Genomic DNA, 18,545 nt, shown 5'->3' on the forward strand with positions numbered 1-18,545 from the left:
CGGGGTACCGGATCCGGATTAGAGAGAGTGATGAATACACAACAACTGGCGAAACTACGTACTATCGTGCCCGAGATGCGTCGCGTCCGGCACATTCACTTTGTCGGCATCGGTGGCGCCGGCATGGGTGGTATCGCCGAAGTGTTGGCAAACGAAGGGTATCAGATCAGCGGCTCCGACCTGGCGCCGAATCCGGTGACCCAACAGCTGAGCGCGCTCGGAGCGACGATTTATTTCAATCACCGTCCGGAAAACGTGCTGGATGCGAGCGTGGTGGTGGTCTCTACCGCCATCTCCGCCGACAACCCGGAGATCGTCGCCGCTCGTGAAGCGCGCATCCCGGTGATCCGCCGCGCTGAAATGCTGGCGGAGCTGATGCGTTTTCGTCACGGCATCGCTATTGCCGGCACGCACGGCAAAACCACCACCACGGCGATGGTCTCGAGCATTTATGCCGAAGCCCGCCTGGACCCGACCTTCGTCAACGGCGGGCTGGTGAAGGCGGCGGGCACCCACGCACGACTGGGATCCAGCCGTTATCTGATCGCGGAAGCGGATGAGAGCGATGCGTCGTTCCTGCATCTGCAGCCGATGGTGGCCGTGGTCACCAACATTGAAGCCGACCACATGGACACCTACCAGGGCGACTTCGAGAACCTGAAGCAGACGTTTATCAATTTCTTGCACAACCTGCCGTTCTACGGCCGTGCGGTGATGTGCATTGACGATCCGGTGGTGCGTGAGCTGTTGCCGCGCGTGGGGCGCCATATCACCACCTACGGCTTCAGTGAGGATGCCGATGTGCGCATCGAAGACTACCGGCAGATTGGGCCGCAGGGGCACTTTACCCTGAGCCGCCAGGACAAGCCGTTGCTGACGGTGACGCTGAACGCGCCGGGCCGCCACAATGCGTTGAACGCAGCGGCGGCGGTGGCGGTAGCGACCGAAGAAGGCATCGACGACGAAGATATCCTGCGCGCGCTGGCGGGCTTCCAGGGCACCGGGCGCCGCTTCGATTTCCTCGGCGAGTTCCCGCTGGAACCGGTCAACGGCAAAGCGGGCAGCGCGATGCTGGTGGACGATTACGGCCACCATCCGACCGAGGTGGACGCCACGCTGAAAGCGGCGCGCGCCGGCTGGCCGGACAAGCGTCTGGTGATGATCTTCCAGCCGCACCGTTATACGCGCACCCGCGATCTGTACGACGATTTCGCCAACGTGCTGTCGCAGGTGGATGTGCTGCTGATGCTTGACGTGTACGCCGCCGGCGAAGCGCCGATCCCGGGCGCGGACAGCCGTTCGCTGTGCCGCACCATCCGCAGCCGCGGCAAGCTGGATCCGATCCTGGTTTCCGATGCCGATAGCGTGCCGGAAACCCTGGCGCAGCTGCTGCAGGATGAAGACCTGGTGCTGGTGCAGGGCGCCGGCAACGTGGGCAAAATCGCCCGTAAACTGGCCGAGCTGAAGCTGCAGCCGCCGAAGAAAGAGGAGGAGCACCATGGCTGATAAAGTTGCAGTTCTGCTGGGCGGCACCTCCGCCGAACGCGAAGTTTCCCTGCAGTCCGGCGCCGCGGTGCTGGCCGGGTTGCGCGAAGCCGGTATCGATGCGCACGGCGTCGACACCCGCGATTTCCCGGTGACCCAGTTGAAAGAGCAGGGATTCACCAAAGTATTTATCGCGCTGCACGGGCGCGGCGGCGAGGACGGCACCCTGCAAGGGCTGCTGGAGTTCCTCGAACTGCCTTATACCGGCAGTGGCGTGATGGCCTCGGCGCTGACCATGGACAAATGGCGCACCAAGATGGTGTGGCAGTCGATGGGCTTGCCGGTAGCGCCTTACGTGGCGCTGAATCGCCAGCTGTACCTCGGCGCCGAAAAAGCGGCGCTGCTGGCGCGCGTGGCGGATCTCGGTTTGCCGCTGATCGTCAAGCCGAGCCGTGAAGGCTCCAGCGTCGGTATGAGCAAGGTCACCGAAAGCGCGGCGTTGGCAGCGGCGCTGGAAGAAGCCTTCCGCCATGACGACGATGTGCTGGTGGAGAAGTGGTTGAGCGGCCCGGAATACACCGTAGCGATGCTGGGCGACCAGGTTCTGCCGTCAATCCGCATCCAGCCGGCCGGCGTGTTTTACGACTACCAGGCCAAGTACATTTCGGACGACACGCAGTACTTCTGCCCGAGCGGTTTGAGTGCCGAGCAGGAAGCCGAGATGGCGGCGTTGGCGCTGCGCGCCTACCGCGGTCTGGACTGCAGCGGCTGGGGCCGCGTCGACGTGATGCAAGACAGCGATGGCCGCTTCTATCTGCTTGAGGTGAACACCTCTCCGGGCATGACCAGTCATAGCCTGGTGCCGATGGCGGCGCGCCAGTTTGGATTAAGCTTCTCGCAGTTGGTGGCGAGAATTTTGGAGTTGGCCGACTGATATGTCGCAAGCTGCCCTGAATGCGCGCGATCGCGAGGTGGATAACGGCCCGCGCCGCAGCAATGGAACCCAGTTGGCGGGAATGATTTTCCTGCTGATGGTGTTGGGAACGGTCGTGTGGAGCGGTTGGGCGGTGCTTGGCTGGATGAAAGACGCCAGCCGCCTGCCGCTCTCAAGGCTGGTGGTGACCGGCGAACGCCATTACACCACCAACGATGATATTCGTCAGGCGATCCTGGCGCTGGGCGCACCCGGCACCTTTATGACGCAGGATGTGGACGTCATCCAGCAGCAGATCGAACGTCTGCCGTGGATCAAGCAGGCCAGCGTGCGCAAACAATGGCCGGATGAGCTGAAGATCCATCTGGTGGAGTACGTCCCGGTGGCGCGCTGGAACGATTTGCACATGGTGGACGCCGAGGGCAAAGCGTTCAGCGTGCCGGCGGAGCGGGCGGGCAAGCAGAAGTTGCCGCTGCTCTACGGGCCGGAAGGGAGCGAGCAGGATGTGCTGGAAGGCTATCGGGCGATGAGCGCCACGTTGGCGGCCAGCAAATATACGCTGAAAATGGCGGCGATGACCGCGCGCCATTCCTGGCAGCTGGCGCTGGACAACGATGTCCGGCTTGAGCTGGGGCGCGATGACCGCAACGGGCGTTTGCAGCGGTTTATCGAGCTTTACCCGGTATTGCAGCAGCAGGGCCAGGCGGAGAGCAAGCGTGTCAGCTATGTCGATCTGCGCTACGAGTCCGGCGCTTCGGTAGGGTGGGCTCCGGTGTTGGTCGATCCGCAGGCGCTTGGCGGTCAGCAAAACAGTAATCAGCAACAGAATCAGGCACAGGCAAAACAACAATGATCAAGTCGACGGACAGAAAACTGGTAGTTGGACTGGAGATCGGTACTGCAAAAGTCTCCGCGTTGGTAGGGGAAGTTCTGCCCGATGGCATGGTCAACATTATCGGGGTGGGCAGCTGCCCGTCTCGCGGTATGGATAAGGGTGGCGTAAACGACCTGGAATCGGTGGTGAAGTGCGTACAGCGCGCCATCGATCAGGCCGAGCTGATGGCGGACTGCCAGATCTCTTCGGTGTACCTGGCGCTGTCGGGCAAACACATCAGCTGCCAGAACGAAATCGGCATGGTGCCGATCTCGGAAGAGGAAGTGACGCAGGACGACGTGGAGAATGTGGTGCACACCGCCAAATCGGTGCGCGTGCGCGACGAACACCGTATCCTGCACGTGATTCCTCAGGAATACGCCATCGATTATCAGGAAGGCATCAAAAACCCGGTTGGGCTGTCCGGCGTGCGCATGCAGGCCAAGGTGCATCTGATTACCTGCCATAACGATATGGCGAAGAACATCGTCAAGGCCGTGGAACGTTGCGGCCTGAAAGTTGACCAACTTATTTTCGCCGGTCTGGCCGCGAGCTACGCGGTGCTGACCGAAGATGAACGCGAACTCGGCGTTTGCGTGGTGGATATCGGCGGCGGCACCATGGATATGGCGGTGTATACCGGCGGTGCGCTGCGCCACACCAAAGTGATCCCTTATGCCGGGAACGTGGTCACCAGCGATATCGCCTACGCCTTCGGCACGCCGCCGACCGATGCGGAAGCGATTAAAGTTCGACACGGTTGTGCGCTTGGGTCGATTGTTAGCAAGGATGAGAATGTAGAGGTGCCTAGCGTCGGGGGACGTCCTCCGCGCAGTCTGCAAAGACAGACGCTGGCTGAAGTCATTGAGCCACGCTACACCGAACTGTTGAATCTGGTTAACGATGAAATTTTGCAATTGCAGGAGCAACTGCGTCAGCAAGGGGTGAAGCATCATCTGGCGGCAGGTATCGTGCTGACCGGTGGCGCCGCCCAGATTGATGGCCTGGCAGCCTGTGCGCAACGGGTGTTCCACACTCAGGTACGCATCGGCCAACCCTTGAACATCACGGGGCTGACGGATTATGCGCAGGAGCCTTACTACTCGACGGCGGTAGGTCTGCTGCACTATGGAAAAGAGTCTCACCTGAGCGGTGAGACAGAAGTAGAAAAACGCGCCTCGGTGGGCAATTGGTTTAAACGCATCAATAGCTGGCTGAGAAAAGAGTTTTAATGTTTCAACAAAGAGATCATGCTGAGTAATCTTTTTATGATCTCGCAGCGACAGGCACAAAACGGAGAGAAACTATGTTTGAACCAATGGAACTAACCAATGACGCGGTGATTAAAGTCATCGGCGTCGGCGGCGGCGGTGGCAACGCCGTTGAACACATGGTGCGCGAGCGCATCGAAGGTGTTGAATTCTTCGCTGTGAACACGGACGCCCAGGCGCTCCGCAAAACGGCGGTTGGCCAAACCATCCAGATTGGTAGCGGTATTACCAAAGGTCTGGGTGCGGGCGCGAACCCTGAGGTGGGTCGCAATTCAGCGGAAGAAGACCGCGAAGCCCTGCGCGCAGCGCTGGACGGCGCAGACATGGTCTTCATCGCAGCCGGCATGGGCGGCGGTACCGGTACCGGTGCGGCGCCAGTGGTGGCTGAAGTGGCTAAAGATTTGGGTATTCTGACCGTGGCCGTGGTGACCAAGCCTTTCAACTTCGAAGGCAAGAAGCGCATGGCATTCGCGGAGCAGGGTATCGCTGAACTGTCCAAACACGTGGACTCGCTGATCACCATCCCGAACGACAAGCTGTTGAAAGTTCTGGGGCGTGGCATCTCTCTGCTGGACGCGTTCGGCGCGGCCAACGACGTGCTGAAAGGCGCGGTGCAGGGTATCGCCGAGCTGATCACCCGTCCGGGCCTGATGAACGTCGACTTCGCCGACGTGCGCACCGTGATGTCCGAAATGGGCTACGCGATGATGGGTTCCGGCGTGGCTTGCGGTGAAGACCGCGCCGAAGAAGCGGCCGAAATGGCGATCTCCAGCCCGCTGCTGGAAGACATCGACCTGTCCGGCGCGCGCGGCGTGCTGGTCAACATTACCGCTGGCTTCGATCTGCGTCTGGATGAGTTCGAAACTGTGGGTAACACCATCCGTGCGTTCGCTTCCGACAACGCTACCGTGGTTATCGGTACCTCGCTGGATCCGGAAATGAACGACGAACTGCGCGTTACCGTGGTTGCAACCGGTATCGGTATGGACAAGCGTCCTGAAATCACTCTGGTGACCAATAAGCAGGCCAGCCAGCCAGTGATGGATCACCGTTATCAGCAGCACGGCATGTCGCCTCTGCCGCAGGAAGTGAAACCTGCCGCCAAGGTGGTCAACGACCAAGCTGCGCAGCCGAATAAAGAGCCCGACTATCTTGATATTCCAGCCTTCCTGCGTAAACAGGCAGACTAAGAATATCCTGAGAATTTGGAATCTCCGCTCTTTGTGCTAAACTGTCCCGCCGGCCATGCTGTATGCTTGGCTGGTAGGATGGATAACATTGCGAGATAAAACGATGATCAAACAAAGGACATTAAAACGTATTGTTCAGGCGACTGGCGTCGGTTTGCATACCGGTAAGAAAGTCACGCTGACAATGCGCCCAGCGCCGGCTAATACCGGGGTCATCTATCGTCGCACTGACTTGAATCCACCGGTTGATTTTCCGGCTGATGCAAAATCCGTGCGTGATACCATGCTCTGTACTTGCCTGGTGAATGAGCATGACGTGCGTATTTCGACCGTTGAGCACCTCAACGCCGCGCTGGCTGGGCTGGGCATCGACAATATCGTCATCGAAGTCGACGCCGCTGAAATCCCAATCATGGACGGCAGCGCCAGTCCGTTCGTGTTCTTGCTGCTGGATGCCGGCATCGAAGAACTGAACTCGGCGAAGAAATTCCTGCGTCTGAAAGAGACCGTGCGTGTTGAAGATGGCGACAAATGGGCCGAGCTGTCCCCGCATAACGGGTTCCGCCTGGACTTCACCATCGACTTCAACCACCCGGCTATCGACGCCAGCTCTCAGCGCTACCGTCTTGATTTCTCGGCTGAGTCGTTCGTGCGTCAAATCAGCCGCGCGCGCACCTTCGGGTTCATGCGCGATATCGAATATCTGCAGTCCCGCGGCTTGGCCCTGGGCGGCAGCTTCGATTGCGCCATCGTGGTAGATGACTACCGCGTGCTGAACGAAGACGGTCTGCGTTTCGAAGACGAGTTCGTACGTCACAAAATGCTGGACGCCATCGGCGACCTGTTCATGTGCGGCCACAACATCATTGGCGCGTTCACCGCGTTCAAGTCTGGGCACGCGCTGAACAACAAACTGCTGCAGGCCGTACTGGCCAAGCAGGAAGCGTGGGAATACGTGACCTTCCAGGACGAAGCCGAGATGCCGTTGGCATTCAAGGCACCGTCTACCGTATTGGCGTAAGGTCTGAATTCCTCGCCTGCTGCGAATAACGGCAGGCGCATCCTCTGAGAGCCTGAGAATTCAGGCTCGTGATGCCGTCTGATGTTTTGCAGTTGTGTCGCTGATTACTTATCACGACTGGTTGTGTTGGTACCCTCTCCGGCCAATGCAGCCAGCCGTTCCAATATCTTGCGCAGTTTCTCCGGGCTACGGCTCGCCAATCCTCTCAGCTCTTCCGCACTTTCCAGACTCAAATGCCGCATCGGCACGGGTTTTTCCGGCGCTTTCTCGGCGTTTTGCACCTGGTTGCTGCCTTTCGCCATCAAGGCCGGATTAATCCTGATGTCGATCGACGACAATGATGGTAGAATTTGCGCTCGTAGTGCAGACAGCAAAGCGGGTTGTTCGTAGCGCAAGCGCATCATCCAACTGGCATTTGCCGTTTCGAGCACTAAAATACCCTGTCGGAAATTCGCGACGCGGCACCAGGGATGCAGGGGAGCGGGCAACAGGCCCTTCACTGCACGGTTAAGCTTGAGCAGCGCCACCGCGCGTTGCTGGACGTTATGCAGCGGCCCTTTGCTGCCGGCAGACGCGTCGTCGAACAGGACATCTAATAATTGTGGACGGCTATCGCGCATAATGGGCTCCGGCGGATTATAAACTCGTGATCGGTATTCTAAATCGTTGGCGACAATTTGGCAGACGTTATTTCTGGCCCCATCTCCTGTTAGGGATGGTTGCGGCCACGCTTGGCGCGTCTTCCAATTTGTCCGGCGCTCCCGATCAGGCCGCACTGCCGAATACGTCGTCCAGCCTTAACCGGCAAAATTCGGCCAACGGCACCTTCACCAGCCTGGCCCTGCTGCAGGACGCGCACCGCCGCCCTACCTTCAGCGTAGATTATTGGCAGCAGCATGCACTGCGCACCGTCATTCGTCACCTCTCTTTCGCGCTGGCGCCGCAGGCGGTTTATGCGCGGGTACAGGAGAGCGAAGCCGAAGCGGAACCGCCTTTGCAGGTAGCGCAACTGGCGCTGCTGTCTACCCTCAATGCGCTGCTGACGCATGAGCCGAAGCCGCCGACCATTATTCGCCACACCCACCTCGAGGTGCTGCCAACGCTGGCGCGGCACCAGACCGGCCTGTGGGTGGCTCAGGTGCAGGGCATTCGCGCCGGGCCCGTCGTTCTCGTCTGACTCCGCCCTTAGGGCACAAAAACCATAAATAATAGCAAGTTGACTGCCGCCTTCGGCCGTCATGACAGAGATATCAAACATCATGTTAGTGAAATTATTAACCAAAGTTTTTGGCAGCCGTAATGATCGTACCCTGCGCCGCATGCGCAAAGTGGTTGAGCAGATCAACCGCATGGAACCGGACATGGAAAAACTGTCCGATGACGAGCTGAAAGCGAAAACCAACGAGTTCCGCGCACGCCTGGAAAAAGGCGAGTCGCTGGAAAGCCTGATCCCGGAAGCCTTCGCCGTGGTGCGCGAGGCGAGCAAGCGCGTGTTCGGCATGCGTCACTTCGACGTGCAGCTGCTGGGCGGCATGGTGCTGAACGACCGCTGCATCGCCGAGATGCGTACCGGTGAAGGTAAAACCCTGACCGCGACGCTGCCGGCCTACCTGAACGCCCTGAGCGGCCGCGGCGTGCACGTGGTGACCGTCAACGACTATCTGGCGCAGCGTGACGCCGAAAACAACCGCCCGCTGTTCGAGTTCCTCGGCCTGAGCATCGGCATCAACCTGCCGGGCATGCCGGCGCCGGCCAAGCGTGAAGCTTACGCCGCCGACATCACCTACGGCACCAACAACGAATACGGCTTCGACTACCTGCGCGACAACATGGCGTTCAGCCCGGAAGAGCGCGTGCAGCGCAAACTGCACTATGCGCTGGTGGATGAGGTGGACTCCATCCTGATCGATGAAGCGCGTACGCCGCTGATCATCTCCGGCCCGGCCGAAGACAGCTCCGAGATGTACATCAAGGTCAACAAGCTGATCCCTAAACTGATCCGCCAGGAAAAAGAAGACTCCGACACCTTCAAGGGTGAAGGGCACTTCTCGGTGGATGAGAAGGCGCGCCAGGTCCACCTGACCGAACGCGGCCTGATCCTGATCGAAGAGATGCTGGTGGAAGCCGGCATCATGGATGAAGGCGAATCGCTGTACTCGCCGACCAACATCATGCTGATGCACCACGTTACCGCCGCGCTGCGCGCCCACGTGCTGTTCACCCGCGACGTTGACTACATCGTGAAAGACGGCGAAGTGATCATCGTCGATGAACACACCGGCCGTACCATGCAGGGCCGCCGCTGGTCCGACGGTCTGCACCAGGCGGTGGAAGCCAAAGAAGGCGTGGAGATCCAGAACGAGAACCAGACGCTGGCTTCGATCACCTTCCAGAACTACTTCCGTCTGTACGAGAAGCTGGCCGGGATGACCGGTACCGCCGATACCGAAGCCTTCGAATTCAGCTCGATCTACAAGCTGGACACCATCGTGGTGCCAACCAACCGTCCGATGATCCGTAAGGACATGCCGGATCTGGTGTACATGACCGAGAAAGAGAAGATCGGCGCCATCATCGAGGACATCCGCGAGCGTACCGCCAAAGGCCAACCGGTGCTGGTGGGTACCATCTCGATCGAGAAATCCGAAGTGGTGTCCCGTGAGCTGACCAAAGCGGGTATCGACCACAAGGTGCTGAACGCCAAATTCCACGCCATGGAAGCGGACATCGTCGCCCAGGCCGGCCAGAGCGGTGCGGTAACCATCGCCACCAACATGGCGGGTCGTGGTACCGATATCGTGCTGGGCGGCAGCTGGCAGGCCGAAGTGGCGCTGCTGGAAGCGCCGACCGAAGAGCAGATCGAAGCCGTCAAAGCCGCCTGGAAAGAGCGCCACGACGCGGTGCTGGCGGCGGGCGGCCTGCATATCATCGGCACCGAGCGCCATGAATCGCGCCGTATCGATAACCAGCTGCGCGGCCGTTCCGGTCGTCAGGGCGACGCCGGTTCATCCCGCTTCTACCTGTCGATGGAAGATGCCCTGATGCGTATCTTCGCCTCGGATCGCGTGTCCGGCATGATGCGTAAACTGGGCATGAAAGAAGGCGAAGCGATTGAGCACCCGTGGGTGACCAAGGCGATCGCCAATGCCCAGCGTAAGGTAGAGAGCCGCAACTTCGACATCCGTAAGCAGCTGCTGGAGTACGATGACGTCGCCAACGATCAGCGCCGCGCCATCTACAGCCAACGCAACGAATTGCTGGACGTGTCCGACGTGAGCGAAACCATCGCCAGCATCCGCGAGGACGTGTTCAAGAGCACCATCGACAACTACATCACGCCGCAGTCGCTGGAAGAAGAGTGGGACATTCAGGGGCTGGAAGAGCGCCTGAAGAACGACTTCGATCTGGAGATGCCGATCGCCCAGTGGCTGGACAAAGAGCCGGAGCTGCACGAAGAGACGCTGCGCGAACGCATTCTGGAGAACGCCAAAGAGCAGTATCAGCGTAAGGAAGAAGTGGTCGGCAGCGAGATGATGCGCAACTTCGAGAAGGGCGTGATGCTGCAGACGTTGGATTCTCTGTGGAAAGAGCATCTGGCGGCGATGGACTACCTGCGCCAGGGTATCCACCTGCGCGGTTACGCGCAGAAGGATCCGAAGCAGGAGTACAAGCGTGAATCCTTCAACATGTTCGCCACTATGCTGGAATCGCTGAAATATGAAGTGATCAGCGTGCTGAGCAAGGTACAGGTGCGGATGCCGGAAGAGGTGGAAGCGCTGGAACAGCAGCGCCGTGAAGAGGCCGAGCGTCTGGCGCAGCAGCAACAGCTGAGCCACCACGACGAGAACGCGCTGGTGACTGAAGATCCGAACGCGCCGGCGACCGCCGAGCGTAAAGTGGGGCGCAACGATCCTTGCCCATGCGGTTCCGGCAAGAAATACAAGCAGTGCCACGGCCGCCTGCAGTAATGCCGGCCGCGGTTAACCGATAACACCCAGGGGTTCAGCTTGCTGAGCCCCTGTTTTTTGGCACCCATCAGGAGGGTGAGATGAAACATCTGAATATCGCTGTGGGCATTATCCGCAATGCTCAACAGGAGATCTTTATTACCCGCCGCGCCGCCGATGCGCACATGGCCGGATTCTGGGAGTTTCCCGGCGGTAAGATCGAACAGGGTGAAACGCCGGAACAGGCGTTGAGCCGCGAGCTGCGGGAAGAGACCGGTATCGAAACCGAACGCGCCGAACTGCTGGAGGTGGTGGAGCACCGCTTCAGCGATCGCATCGTGACGCTGAATTTTTATCTGGTAGAAGCCTGGGCGGGTGAGCCGTTCGGCCGCGAGGGGCAACCGATGCGCTGGGTAAAACAGGTGGACCTGCGTGAAGACGAGTTCCCGGAAGCCAACGTCGGCATTATTCAGCTGCTGGTGGCACAGGCGAACGCCGCGCAATAACCAGTTTGGCCTGGCGTCCGCCAGGCCAACAGCGGGCGATCAGCGATCGTCCATTTCGCTCCAGTCTTCGCTTTCCGACAGATCGCTGTTGCTCGGAATGCGCTTCTCTTCATCGGCCCACTCGCCGAGATCGATCAGCTGGCAGCGTTTGCTGCAAAACGGCCTGAATGGGCTGACTTCACCCCAAACCACGCCGGTGCCACAGGTTGGGCATTTTACTACGGTCGTCATAACGGTTCCTTACGCCTTCTGACAATACTGAGAAGGCTTTCTTTCATAAGTTCAACAACAGGCCAGTTCGAACGTCAGGCGTTCAGGCACCGCGCCATGTTCGCTGTCCAGCGGCAGGAAACGAATAGCATAACGCGTCTTATGGCCGGAAATCTGCGGATAAAGCTGCGGCGCCAGATGGAGGCGCAGGCGCAGCAGATCCGCCCCTTCGGCGTTGTCCTGGAAAAAACCGTTCAGGCTGATTTGATTGCGGAACGGCCCGGATTGGCGGATCAGATCCAACACCATGATCAGCGCTTGGTTCAGCGGATCCAGCGACTGCAGCCAGGCGGCGACGTCGGCATCGCGATCTTGCTGCGGCGCGTGCATCCACATGTGCAGGGTCGGCAGATCGAAGCTGCAGCAACCGCCAGGAATGTTCAGCCGCTGACGCACCAGGCCGATCAGCCGATCTTCGCGCAGCGCCTGGCCGAGGCGCGGCGCCGCCATCAGCGCCGATGAGCGCGACTTCAGCTGGCCGCGCAGCTGGTCGATCAGCGCCATATCCACGCCCGGCACATCGGCCCAGGCCAACAGTTTCTGCTGCTGGCGCTCCAGCTCTTTGAGCAGTTCGGTGCGCACTTCGCCGCGCTCCAGCACGTCCAGCAAGTCGGAGACGGTGCGAAAGAAGGTGAGGGCGATGGCGGTTTCACTCAGGGCGCGTTGGCCGTGCAGCTGTTGCAGCAGGAATTCGATGCGCAGCCAGGTGCGCATCTTCTCGTTCAGCGGGTGTTCAAAGAGAACGGTTGGGGAAACATCACTCATGCAGTTTAATCCTGTTGGGGCGCTGTTGCCGCCAGTTCAAGGTAGCGACGATGCAGAGCGGCGACCTGTGGCTCTATCCCCTGAGCGGCGCCGCTGTTGTCAATAATGTCATCCGCCACGGCGAGGCGCTGCTGGCGCGTGGCCTGGGCGGCGAGAATGCTCTGCGCTTGCTCACGGCTTACGCCGTCGCGCGCGATGGTGCGAGCCAGCTGGGTTTCGGCGTCGACGTCGATCACCAGCACCCGATCGGCGCGATCCTGCAGGCGGTTTTCCACCAGCAGCGGCACCACCCACAGCGCGTACGGGCTGGTGGCCTGCGCCAGTTGGCGCTGGGTTTCTCGGTGTATCAGCGGGTGCAGCAGCTGGTTCAGCCAGGTTTTGTCATCGGGATGGCTGAAGATGCGCTGACGCAGCGCAGCGCGATCCAACGCACCGTCCGGCAGCAACATTTCATTACCAAATCGTTCGGCGATCGCGGCCAAGGCAGGGGTGCCCGGCTCGACGACCTGACGGGCGATCACGTCGGCATCGACAAGGGTTGCGCCGTGGCGCGCAAAGGCGTTCGCGACGGTCGTCTTGCCGCTGCCTATGCCCCCGGTCAACGCAACAATGTAGGCCATGGTGTTAGGTGCATCCGATGTTCATAAAAAAATAATAGTCGAATCATAAAGCGATCGCGCAGAAGTGCAAGTCGGCAGGCGGCGCTTGCGCATCGGCACCGATTGGGTGGCGAGAAAAAACGCAGCGGCACGGCAAAAATGAGCGGGCAATCACACTGCGATTATGCAGGTAAATTTGTCGGATTGTAGCGTAAATAAAGGCGAATTCGCAGTCTTGTTCGGCGATTATTAGCGCGTATTATAACGTCACTGGAACTGGCATTAATCTCGCCGCCGTCTTTTTGCGCCACTGGAAAGCCGTCGGGTAGAGGTTCGAATATCCTCCTTGCGATCCGTCGCCATTAACCAGGAAATCATAAGTCATGCGTATTGAAGAAGATTTGAAGTTGGGCTTTAAAGACGTGTTGATCCGCCCTAAGCGTTCCACGCTGAAAAGCCGCTCCGAGGTTGAACTGGAACGTCAGTTTACCTTCAAGCATTCAGGTTGCAGCTGGTCCGGCGTGCCGATTATCGCAGCCAACATGGACACGGTGGGCACCTTCCGCATGGCCGAGGCCCTGGCTTCTTTCGACGTTCTCACCGCCGTACACAAACATTACAGCGTCGAGCAATGGGCTGACTTCGTGCAGCGCATGCCGGAATCGGTGCTGCGCCATGTGATGGTGTCCACCGGCACCTCCGAAGCCGACTTCGCCAAAATGCAGCAAATCCTGGCGCTGTCTCCGGCGCTGAAATTCATCTGTATCGACGTGGCCAACGGCTATTCAGAGCATTTTGTCGCCTTCCTGCAAAAAGCGCGCGAAGCCTGCCCGAACCACGTCATCTGCGCAGGCAACGTGGTAACCGGCGAGATGGTGGAAGAGTTGATCCTCTCCGGCGCCGACATCGTTAAAGTCGGCATCGGCCCGGGGTCGGTATGCACCACCCGCGTGAAGACCGGCGTGGGCTATCCGCAGCTGTCGGCGGTGATCGAATGCGCCGACGCGGCCCATGGGCTGGGCGGCCAAATCGTCAGCGACGGCGGCTGCTCGGTGCCGGGCGATGTCGCCAAAGCCTTCGGCGGCGGTGCGGACTTCGTGATGCTGGGCGGCATGCTGGCCGGCCACGACGAGTGCGAAGGCACCGTGGTGGAAGAGAACGGCGAGAAGTTCATGCTGTTCTACGGCATGAGCTCTGAATCGGCGATGAAGCGCCACGTCGGCGGCGTAGCAGAGTATCGCGCGGCCGAAGGCAAAACCGTCAAGCTGCCGCTGCGCGGCGAGGTGGAGTTTACCGTGCGTGATATCCTCGGCGGCTTGCGTTCCGCCTGCACCTACGTCGGCGCCGAGCGTCTGAAAGAGCTGACCAAGCGCACCACCTTTATCCGCGTGGCGGAGCAGGAAAACCGCGTCTTCGGCAGCAAATAAGCCGCAGCTTGCATTCGGGCGCCGCGCACCGCGGTGCCCGCTATCCTCTTCTTTATCCCAGCACGCTGCCCAGTTGAAAGATAGGCAGATACATGGCGATCACCAAAGCGCCGACAATCCCGCCCACCACCAGCATCAACAGCGGCTCCAGCGTTTGCGCCAGCGTATCGGCCAGCTCGTGCGTCTGCCGTTCATACCACTGCGCCAACTTATCCAGCAAGGCGTCCAGCGAACCGGACTCCTCGCCCACCCGCACCAGCTGCCGGCACAGTGGCGGAAACAGCGGTTGCAAACCCAGGGCCTGATTAAACGCTTCGCCTTCGGCGATCTGCCGTTGCACCTGCTCCAGCGCCTGCCGGTACAGCGGATGATCCGCCGCCAGCGCCGCCGCGTTCAAGCCTTCCACCAGCGTCAGCCCCGCGCGTTGGGTCATGGTCAGGATACGAAATGTTTGGCTCAGCGCGCCGCCGCTCACCAGCCGGGCAATCAGCGGCAGGCGCAGCAAGGCGGCCTGTTCGCGTTGGCGCCACGGAGGGCGCGGATGCAGCCAGCGGCAGTAGCCGAACAGCAACGCGCCGAGCAGCAGCGCCAAATAGGGGCCAACGGCGATCAGCAGCGCGGACAACCCCAATAATCCTTGGGTAAACCAGGGCAGCGGCGCATCGAACGACTGATAAACCTTGGCAAATTCCGGCAGCACCATCACCAGCATCAGCACGCTGACCAGTAGCGCCACCGCGCAGATGAAGAGGGGATACCGCAGCGCTTTGGTCACCTTGCGGCGCAGCAGCAACTGGGCCTCCTGTTGTTGCGCCAACTGCAGGCAGCAGCGATCGAGGTTGCCGGTCAGTTCGCCGATGGCGATCAGTTGGCGATAGATCAGTGGAAAAACGCTTGGTTGTGCGGCAAGGCTTTCGGAGAGCGGCTGCCCTTCGCGCACCTGGTCGACCAGCTGGCGCAGCAGGCAGCGCCAGGCTGCCGAAGGATGCTCTGCTGCCAGCAACTGCAGCGTATTGACCAGCGGCAGCCCGGCCTGCAACAGGGTAGCGAGCTGGCGGGTGAAGTGGATTAAGGGTTCTCCGCGCCATTGGCCGGGCGTGACGCGTTTGCCGTGCCCGATCCGCCAAGGTTGCAGGCCTTGTTCGATCAGCAGCCGGCTCACCTGCCGTTTTTCCTCGCTCATCAGTTCGCCGCGGCGTAAGGTGCCCTGAGCGTCGAAAGCCTGCCACAGAAACAACCGGCGCGCTTTCATGGCGTGGTTACGCCGAGTTGGACGACGTCGATCACGCGGTACAGTTCTTCCAGCGAGGTCGTGCCTTCGGCGGCCAGCGCCAGACCCGCCTGCAGCAGCGAAAGCTGCCCCTGTTCGCGGGCGATATCCGCCAGCAGACTGGGAGCGGCGTTCGCCAGCAATGCCGCCTGAATTTCCGGCGTAATGGCCAACAGTTCATACACGCCGATGCGCCCATAATAGCCGCCGAAGCAGTGCTCGCAGCCGTCGGCGCGCCAGGCGAGCAGCGGTTCCGCCCAGAGCGCGGTGGGAAAATGCGCCGGCTGGCTTTGCGGGTAGCGGCAGTGGCGACACAGCCTGCGCACCAGCCGCTGGGCGACGACCAGCTTCAGGCAGCCGGCGAGCAGGTAGCCGGGGATACCCATGTGCATCAGCCGCGTCAGGGTTTCAGCCGTGGAGTTGGTATGCAGCGTCGACAGCACCAGGTGGCCGGTTTGCGCGGCCTTGACCGCGATCTCGGCGGTTTCCGCATCGCGGATCTCGCCGATCATGATGACGTCCGGATCCTGGCGCAGCAGGGCACGCAGCACTCGGGTGAAGTTCAGCTCGGTTTTGGCGTTGATCTGGGTCTGATTGACGCCGAACAGCGGGATCTCGACCGGATCCTCGACGCTGCACAGGTTGCTTTGCGCATCATTCAACTGGCGCAGCCCGCTGTACAACGTTACCGTCTTGCCGCTGCCGGTCGGGCCGGTCACCAGGATCAAACCTTGCGGGCAGGCCAACGCTGCCGCGTAGCGCGCCAGATCCGTCCGGCTCATGCCCAGTTGATCCAGCGGTAGCTCTTGCTGCTCGCCCTGCTGAACGCGCAGCACCACCTTTTCGCCGTGCAACGTCGGCAGGGTGGCGATGCGCATGGCATAGCGCGCGCTGTCCAGCGTCAGGCTGAGCTGCCCGTCCTGAGGTTGACGGCGCTCGGCGATATCCAGTTGGCCGAGGATCTTCAGCCGGGCGATGAGGCGCGCAGCCAGCTGCGGCGGCGGTGAGGCAAGGGTTTGCAGCACGCCGTCGATGCGCAGGCGAATGCGAAAATGCTGCCGAAAGGGCTCAAAGTGAATGTCCGAGGCGCGGCGCTGAATGGCCAGGCGCAGCGTCTGGTTGATGAACTGTACCACCGGCGCATCGCCGTCGTCGGGGTAGGCGATGTCGGTCGTGTCCTCTTCGGCCGTCAACGGCGCCGGGAGCGGCTCGTGGTGCTGGTTCAGCGCCATCTCCAGCCTGGCCGCCGGCCATTGTTCCAAATGGATGCGCTTGCCGGTGGCGAAACGCAGCGCCGCCAGCAGCCCCTGCGGCGCTTCTTCGCTGAGCGCGACCGTCAGGGTGGTCGGGTCTTCGCTCAGCGCCAGCGCCTGATAGCGCCGGCACAGGGCGTGAACCTCTTCGCTGATTTGCGCGTTCATCGCCATTACTCCGCCGCGTTGTCGAAGCGGAAGACTTCCTGGCACACCTCAACCAACGTCGCGTTTTCGCTGCTGCACAGCCGGGTCCAGCGGGTCAGCCCATCGGCGTTCGACTTGGGGGTTAATGCCACCGCCAGGCCCTGTAGCGTTTGGCTGCCGGTCAGCGTGATCACGCCTTTGACGACTTTCACCCCGCTGACATAGCGCGACGTGCCGCCGGTGGGAATGCCTTTGCTGCCGGACTCGCAGCCGGCGGGCGCGCCTTCGTCCAGCACGCACAGCTCGACCGCCATTTTATACGGCGCCATGGTTTGCAGCATGTCGGTCATCGCCGCTTTCTGAATGTAGCGCTGGTAGGCGGGAATGCCGATGGCGCTGAGGATGGCGATGATGGCGATCACCACCATCAGTTCGATCAGGCTAAAGCCGCGTTGTGTTTCCATGCGTTGTTTCCTCCATAAGGGTGTGGAAAACAACGGTAGCGGTTTGCGCGGGGGAACGGCGAGCAGGTTTTACGCGTTTCTCGGCGTACTTCCATCAGTAATGATGTGGTTTGCAGCGGTGAAAAAAACGGTGCGAGGGGCTTCGCAAACTGCGGTAACGCCCCCGGCAGCGGCCGGGGGCGAGGGGATCATTTGAAGCGCATCGACAGATCGAGCGCGGTCACATGCTTGGTCAGCGCGCCGACCGAAATGTAATCCACGCCGGTCTCGGCGAAGGTGCGCAGCGTCTCGCGGGTGACATTGCCGGACACTTCCAGCTGGGCGCGGCCCTGGGTTTGTGCGACCGCCTGACGCATCATCTCTACGCTGAAGTTGTCCAGCATGATGATGTCGGCGCCGGCATCCAGCGCCTGCTGCAGTTCATCGAGCGACTCGACTTCCACTTCCACCGGCACGTCGGCGTGCAGCCAGAAGGCTTTTTCCACCGCGTTCTTGATAGAACCGGAGGCGATGATGTGGTTTTCCTTGATCAGGAAGGCATCGGACAGCCCCAGCCGGTGGTTGCTGCCGCCCCCGCACAGCACGGCGTATTTCAGCGCGGTGCGCAGGCCGGGTAAGGTCTTGCGGGTATCGAGCAGGCGAGTCCGGGTGCCTTCCAGCAGGGCCACGTAGCGGCTGACTTCGGTCGCCACACCGGAGAGCGTCTGCACGAAGTTCAGCGCGGTGCGCTCGCCGGTCAGCATCACCCGCGCCGGGCCGCGCAGCCGGCAGAGCGGTTGGTTCGGCGTCAGACGGTCGCCGTCCGCCACCAGCCACTCCACCTGCACCTGATTGCCCAACTGAATAAAGACTTCGTTCAGCCAGCGACGGCCACAGAACACGCCGGCTTCGCGGGTGATGACGGTGGCTTCGGCCTGTTTGTCTGCCGGTAACAATTGCGCGGTAATATCGCGCCCGGCGTCGACTTCGCCCCCCAGGTCTTCGCGCAGCGCCTGGGCGACGGCATAGGGAATATCACTTTCAATTCGTTCAAGAAGCTCGGTGCGGCGACTGTCGGCACTGTAGCGGCGTGTCGGCATGGAAAACTCCGAAATGGACGGTTAGATCGTAGGGGAACATGCT

General features: G+C 60.8%; 18 protein-coding genes. 10 read left to right on the plus strand and 8 right to left on the minus strand.

Translation table 11 applies throughout. The annotated features are described in order from the left end of the window. Positions 1–30: 30 nt before the first annotated feature. The 6 genes from murC to lpxC all read left to right on the plus strand — a co-directional run bounded on the left by murC (position 31) and on the right by lpxC (position 6,775). Complete coding sequence (gene murC / locus AC2CGI_RS15155) at positions 31–1,506, plus strand: UDP-N-acetylmuramate--L-alanine ligase (protein WP_028127852.1); 1,476 nt, start codon at positions 31–33, stop codon at positions 1,504–1,506. Beyond that, complete coding sequence (locus AC2CGI_RS15160) at positions 1,499–2,419, plus strand: D-alanine--D-alanine ligase (protein ID WP_015376651.1); 921 nt, start codon at positions 1,499–1,501, stop codon at positions 2,417–2,419. Before murC ends, AC2CGI_RS15160 begins: the two co-directional genes overlap by 8 nt. Before the next feature lies 1 nt (position 2,420). Next, on the plus strand, positions 2,421–3,272 hold the full coding sequence (gene ftsQ / locus AC2CGI_RS15165) for a cell division protein FtsQ (protein ID WP_004932761.1): 852 nt from the start codon (positions 2,421–2,423) through the stop codon (positions 3,270–3,272). Further along, positions 3,269–4,525 (plus strand): cell division protein FtsA, encoded by a 1,257-nt coding sequence (ftsA, locus tag AC2CGI_RS15170; RefSeq protein ID WP_004932758.1) that lies wholly within the window; start codon positions 3,269–3,271, stop codon positions 4,523–4,525. Before ftsQ ends, ftsA begins: the two co-directional genes overlap by 4 nt. Positions 4,526–4,599: 74 nt before the next feature. Beyond that, positions 4,600–5,754, plus strand: coding sequence for a cell division protein FtsZ (ftsZ, locus tag AC2CGI_RS15175; RefSeq protein WP_004932757.1), 1,155 nt, complete (start codon positions 4,600–4,602; stop codon positions 5,752–5,754). A 103-nt stretch (positions 5,755–5,857) separates the two neighbouring features. After that, a complete protein-coding gene (lpxC, locus tag AC2CGI_RS15180; protein WP_004932754.1) occupies positions 5,858–6,775 on the plus strand; it encodes a UDP-3-O-acyl-N-acetylglucosamine deacetylase in 918 nt (305 codons plus the stop codon). A gap of 104 nt (positions 6,776–6,879) precedes the next feature. Here the strand turns inward: lpxC and AC2CGI_RS15185 are convergent, their stop codons facing one another. Further along, positions 6,880–7,395, minus strand: coding sequence for a DUF721 domain-containing protein (locus AC2CGI_RS15185; protein WP_004932751.1), 516 nt, complete (start codon positions 7,393–7,395; stop codon positions 6,880–6,882). Between the two features lie 26 nt (positions 7,396–7,421). Here AC2CGI_RS15185 and secM point away from each other — a divergent pair, with 26 nt between their 5' ends. The 3 genes from secM to mutT all read left to right on the plus strand — a co-directional run bounded on the left by secM (position 7,422) and on the right by mutT (position 11,228). Continuing rightward, the gene (secM, locus tag AC2CGI_RS15190; protein WP_076740942.1) at positions 7,422–7,952 is read left to right on the plus strand and encodes a secA translation cis-regulator SecM; all 531 of its coding nucleotides are present in this window, start codon (positions 7,422–7,424) and stop codon (positions 7,950–7,952) included. 82 nt (positions 7,953–8,034) lie between these two features. Beyond that, positions 8,035–10,743: a preprotein translocase subunit SecA gene (gene secA, locus AC2CGI_RS15195; RefSeq protein ID WP_076740943.1), complete on the plus strand. Its 2,709-nt coding sequence runs from the start codon at positions 8,035–8,037 to the stop codon at positions 10,741–10,743. Between the two features lie 80 nt (positions 10,744–10,823). Then, on the plus strand, positions 10,824–11,228 hold the full coding sequence (mutT, locus tag AC2CGI_RS15200; RefSeq protein WP_015376655.1) for an 8-oxo-dGTP diphosphatase MutT: 405 nt from the start codon (positions 10,824–10,826) through the stop codon (positions 11,226–11,228). A 39-nt stretch (positions 11,229–11,267) separates the two neighbouring features. On the opposite strand, the gene yacG is transcribed toward mutT, so the two are convergent. The 3 genes from yacG to coaE are packed head-to-tail and all read right to left on the minus strand — an operon-like array spanning position 11,268 to position 12,883. Beyond that, on the minus strand, positions 11,268–11,459 hold the full coding sequence (yacG, locus tag AC2CGI_RS15205; RefSeq protein ID WP_004932737.1) for a DNA gyrase inhibitor YacG: 192 nt from the start codon (positions 11,457–11,459) through the stop codon (positions 11,268–11,270). A 51-nt stretch (positions 11,460–11,510) separates the two neighbouring features. Further along, the gene (gene zapD / locus AC2CGI_RS15210) at positions 11,511–12,263 is read right to left on the minus strand and encodes a cell division protein ZapD (protein ID WP_004932732.1); all 753 of its coding nucleotides are present in this window, start codon (positions 12,261–12,263) and stop codon (positions 11,511–11,513) included. A gap of 5 nt (positions 12,264–12,268) precedes the next feature. Further along, complete coding sequence (gene coaE / locus AC2CGI_RS15215; protein ID WP_004932729.1) at positions 12,269–12,883, minus strand: dephospho-CoA kinase; 615 nt, start codon at positions 12,881–12,883, stop codon at positions 12,269–12,271. 362 nt (positions 12,884–13,245) lie between these two features. On the opposite strand from coaE, the gene AC2CGI_RS15220 reads away from it, so the two are divergent. Next, the gene (locus AC2CGI_RS15220) at positions 13,246–14,289 is read left to right on the plus strand and encodes a GMP reductase (RefSeq protein ID WP_015376656.1); all 1,044 of its coding nucleotides are present in this window, start codon (positions 13,246–13,248) and stop codon (positions 14,287–14,289) included. A 52-nt stretch (positions 14,290–14,341) separates the two neighbouring features. Here AC2CGI_RS15220 and hofC read toward each other — a convergent pair whose 3' ends face one another. The 4 genes from hofC to nadC all read right to left on the minus strand — a co-directional run bounded on the left by hofC (position 14,342) and on the right by nadC (position 18,502). Next, positions 14,342–15,541: a protein transport protein HofC gene (gene hofC, locus AC2CGI_RS15225; protein ID WP_076740944.1), complete on the minus strand. Its 1,200-nt coding sequence runs from the start codon at positions 15,539–15,541 to the stop codon at positions 14,342–14,344. Next, the gene (gene gspE / locus AC2CGI_RS15230) at positions 15,538–16,980 is read right to left on the minus strand and encodes a type II secretion system protein GspE (protein WP_044031906.1); all 1,443 of its coding nucleotides are present in this window, start codon (positions 16,978–16,980) and stop codon (positions 15,538–15,540) included. Before gspE ends, hofC begins: the two co-directional genes overlap by 4 nt. Positions 16,981–16,985: 5 nt before the next feature. Beyond that, the gene (gene ppdD, locus AC2CGI_RS15235; protein ID WP_015376659.1) at positions 16,986–17,423 is read right to left on the minus strand and encodes a prepilin peptidase-dependent pilin; all 438 of its coding nucleotides are present in this window, start codon (positions 17,421–17,423) and stop codon (positions 16,986–16,988) included. A 188-nt stretch (positions 17,424–17,611) separates the two neighbouring features. Further along, the gene (gene nadC, locus AC2CGI_RS15240; RefSeq protein ID WP_004932717.1) at positions 17,612–18,502 is read right to left on the minus strand and encodes a carboxylating nicotinate-nucleotide diphosphorylase; all 891 of its coding nucleotides are present in this window, start codon (positions 18,500–18,502) and stop codon (positions 17,612–17,614) included. Positions 18,503–18,545: the final 43 nt, after the last annotated feature.

Source organism: Serratia sp. LSHTC3 (assembly GCF_057197125.1).

What these genes read in the sequence shown, in the direction of transcription:
- AC2CGI_RS15160 (WP_015376651.1), top strand. Translation starts at nt 1,499, where the DNA reads ATGGCTGATAAAGTTGCAGTTCTGCTGGGCGGCACCTCCGCCGAACGC.
- yacG (WP_004932737.1), bottom strand. Translation starts at nt 11,459, where the DNA reads ATGACGACCGTAGTAAAATGCCCAACCTGTGGCACCGGCGTGGTTTGG.
- coaE (WP_004932729.1), bottom strand. Translation starts at nt 12,883, where the DNA reads ATGGCCTACATTGTTGCGTTGACCGGGGGCATAGGCAGCGGCAAGACG.
- mutT (WP_015376655.1), top strand. Translation starts at nt 10,824, where the DNA reads ATGAAACATCTGAATATCGCTGTGGGCATTATCCGCAATGCTCAACAG.
- secA (WP_076740943.1), top strand. Translation starts at nt 8,035, where the DNA reads ATGTTAGTGAAATTATTAACCAAAGTTTTTGGCAGCCGTAATGATCGT.
- hofC (WP_076740944.1), bottom strand. Translation starts at nt 15,541, where the DNA reads ATGAAAGCGCGCCGGTTGTTTCTGTGGCAGGCTTTCGACGCTCAGGGC.
- ftsQ (WP_004932761.1), top strand. Translation starts at nt 2,421, where the DNA reads ATGTCGCAAGCTGCCCTGAATGCGCGCGATCGCGAGGTGGATAACGGC.
- zapD (WP_004932732.1), bottom strand. Translation starts at nt 12,263, where the DNA reads ATGAGTGATGTTTCCCCAACCGTTCTCTTTGAACACCCGCTGAACGAG.
- ftsA (WP_004932758.1), top strand. Translation starts at nt 3,269, where the DNA reads ATGATCAAGTCGACGGACAGAAAACTGGTAGTTGGACTGGAGATCGGT.
- AC2CGI_RS15185 (WP_004932751.1), bottom strand. Translation starts at nt 7,395, where the DNA reads ATGCGCGATAGCCGTCCACAATTATTAGATGTCCTGTTCGACGACGCG.
- lpxC (WP_004932754.1), top strand. Translation starts at nt 5,858, where the DNA reads ATGATCAAACAAAGGACATTAAAACGTATTGTTCAGGCGACTGGCGTC.
- murC (WP_028127852.1), top strand. Translation starts at nt 31, where the DNA reads ATGAATACACAACAACTGGCGAAACTACGTACTATCGTGCCCGAGATG.
- ppdD (WP_015376659.1), bottom strand. Translation starts at nt 17,423, where the DNA reads ATGGAAACACAACGCGGCTTTAGCCTGATCGAACTGATGGTGGTGATC.
- AC2CGI_RS15220 (WP_015376656.1), top strand. Translation starts at nt 13,246, where the DNA reads ATGCGTATTGAAGAAGATTTGAAGTTGGGCTTTAAAGACGTGTTGATC.
- ftsZ (WP_004932757.1), top strand. Translation starts at nt 4,600, where the DNA reads ATGTTTGAACCAATGGAACTAACCAATGACGCGGTGATTAAAGTCATC.
- nadC (WP_004932717.1), bottom strand. Translation starts at nt 18,502, where the DNA reads ATGCCGACACGCCGCTACAGTGCCGACAGTCGCCGCACCGAGCTTCTT.
- gspE (WP_044031906.1), bottom strand. Translation starts at nt 16,980, where the DNA reads ATGAACGCGCAAATCAGCGAAGAGGTTCACGCCCTGTGCCGGCGCTAT.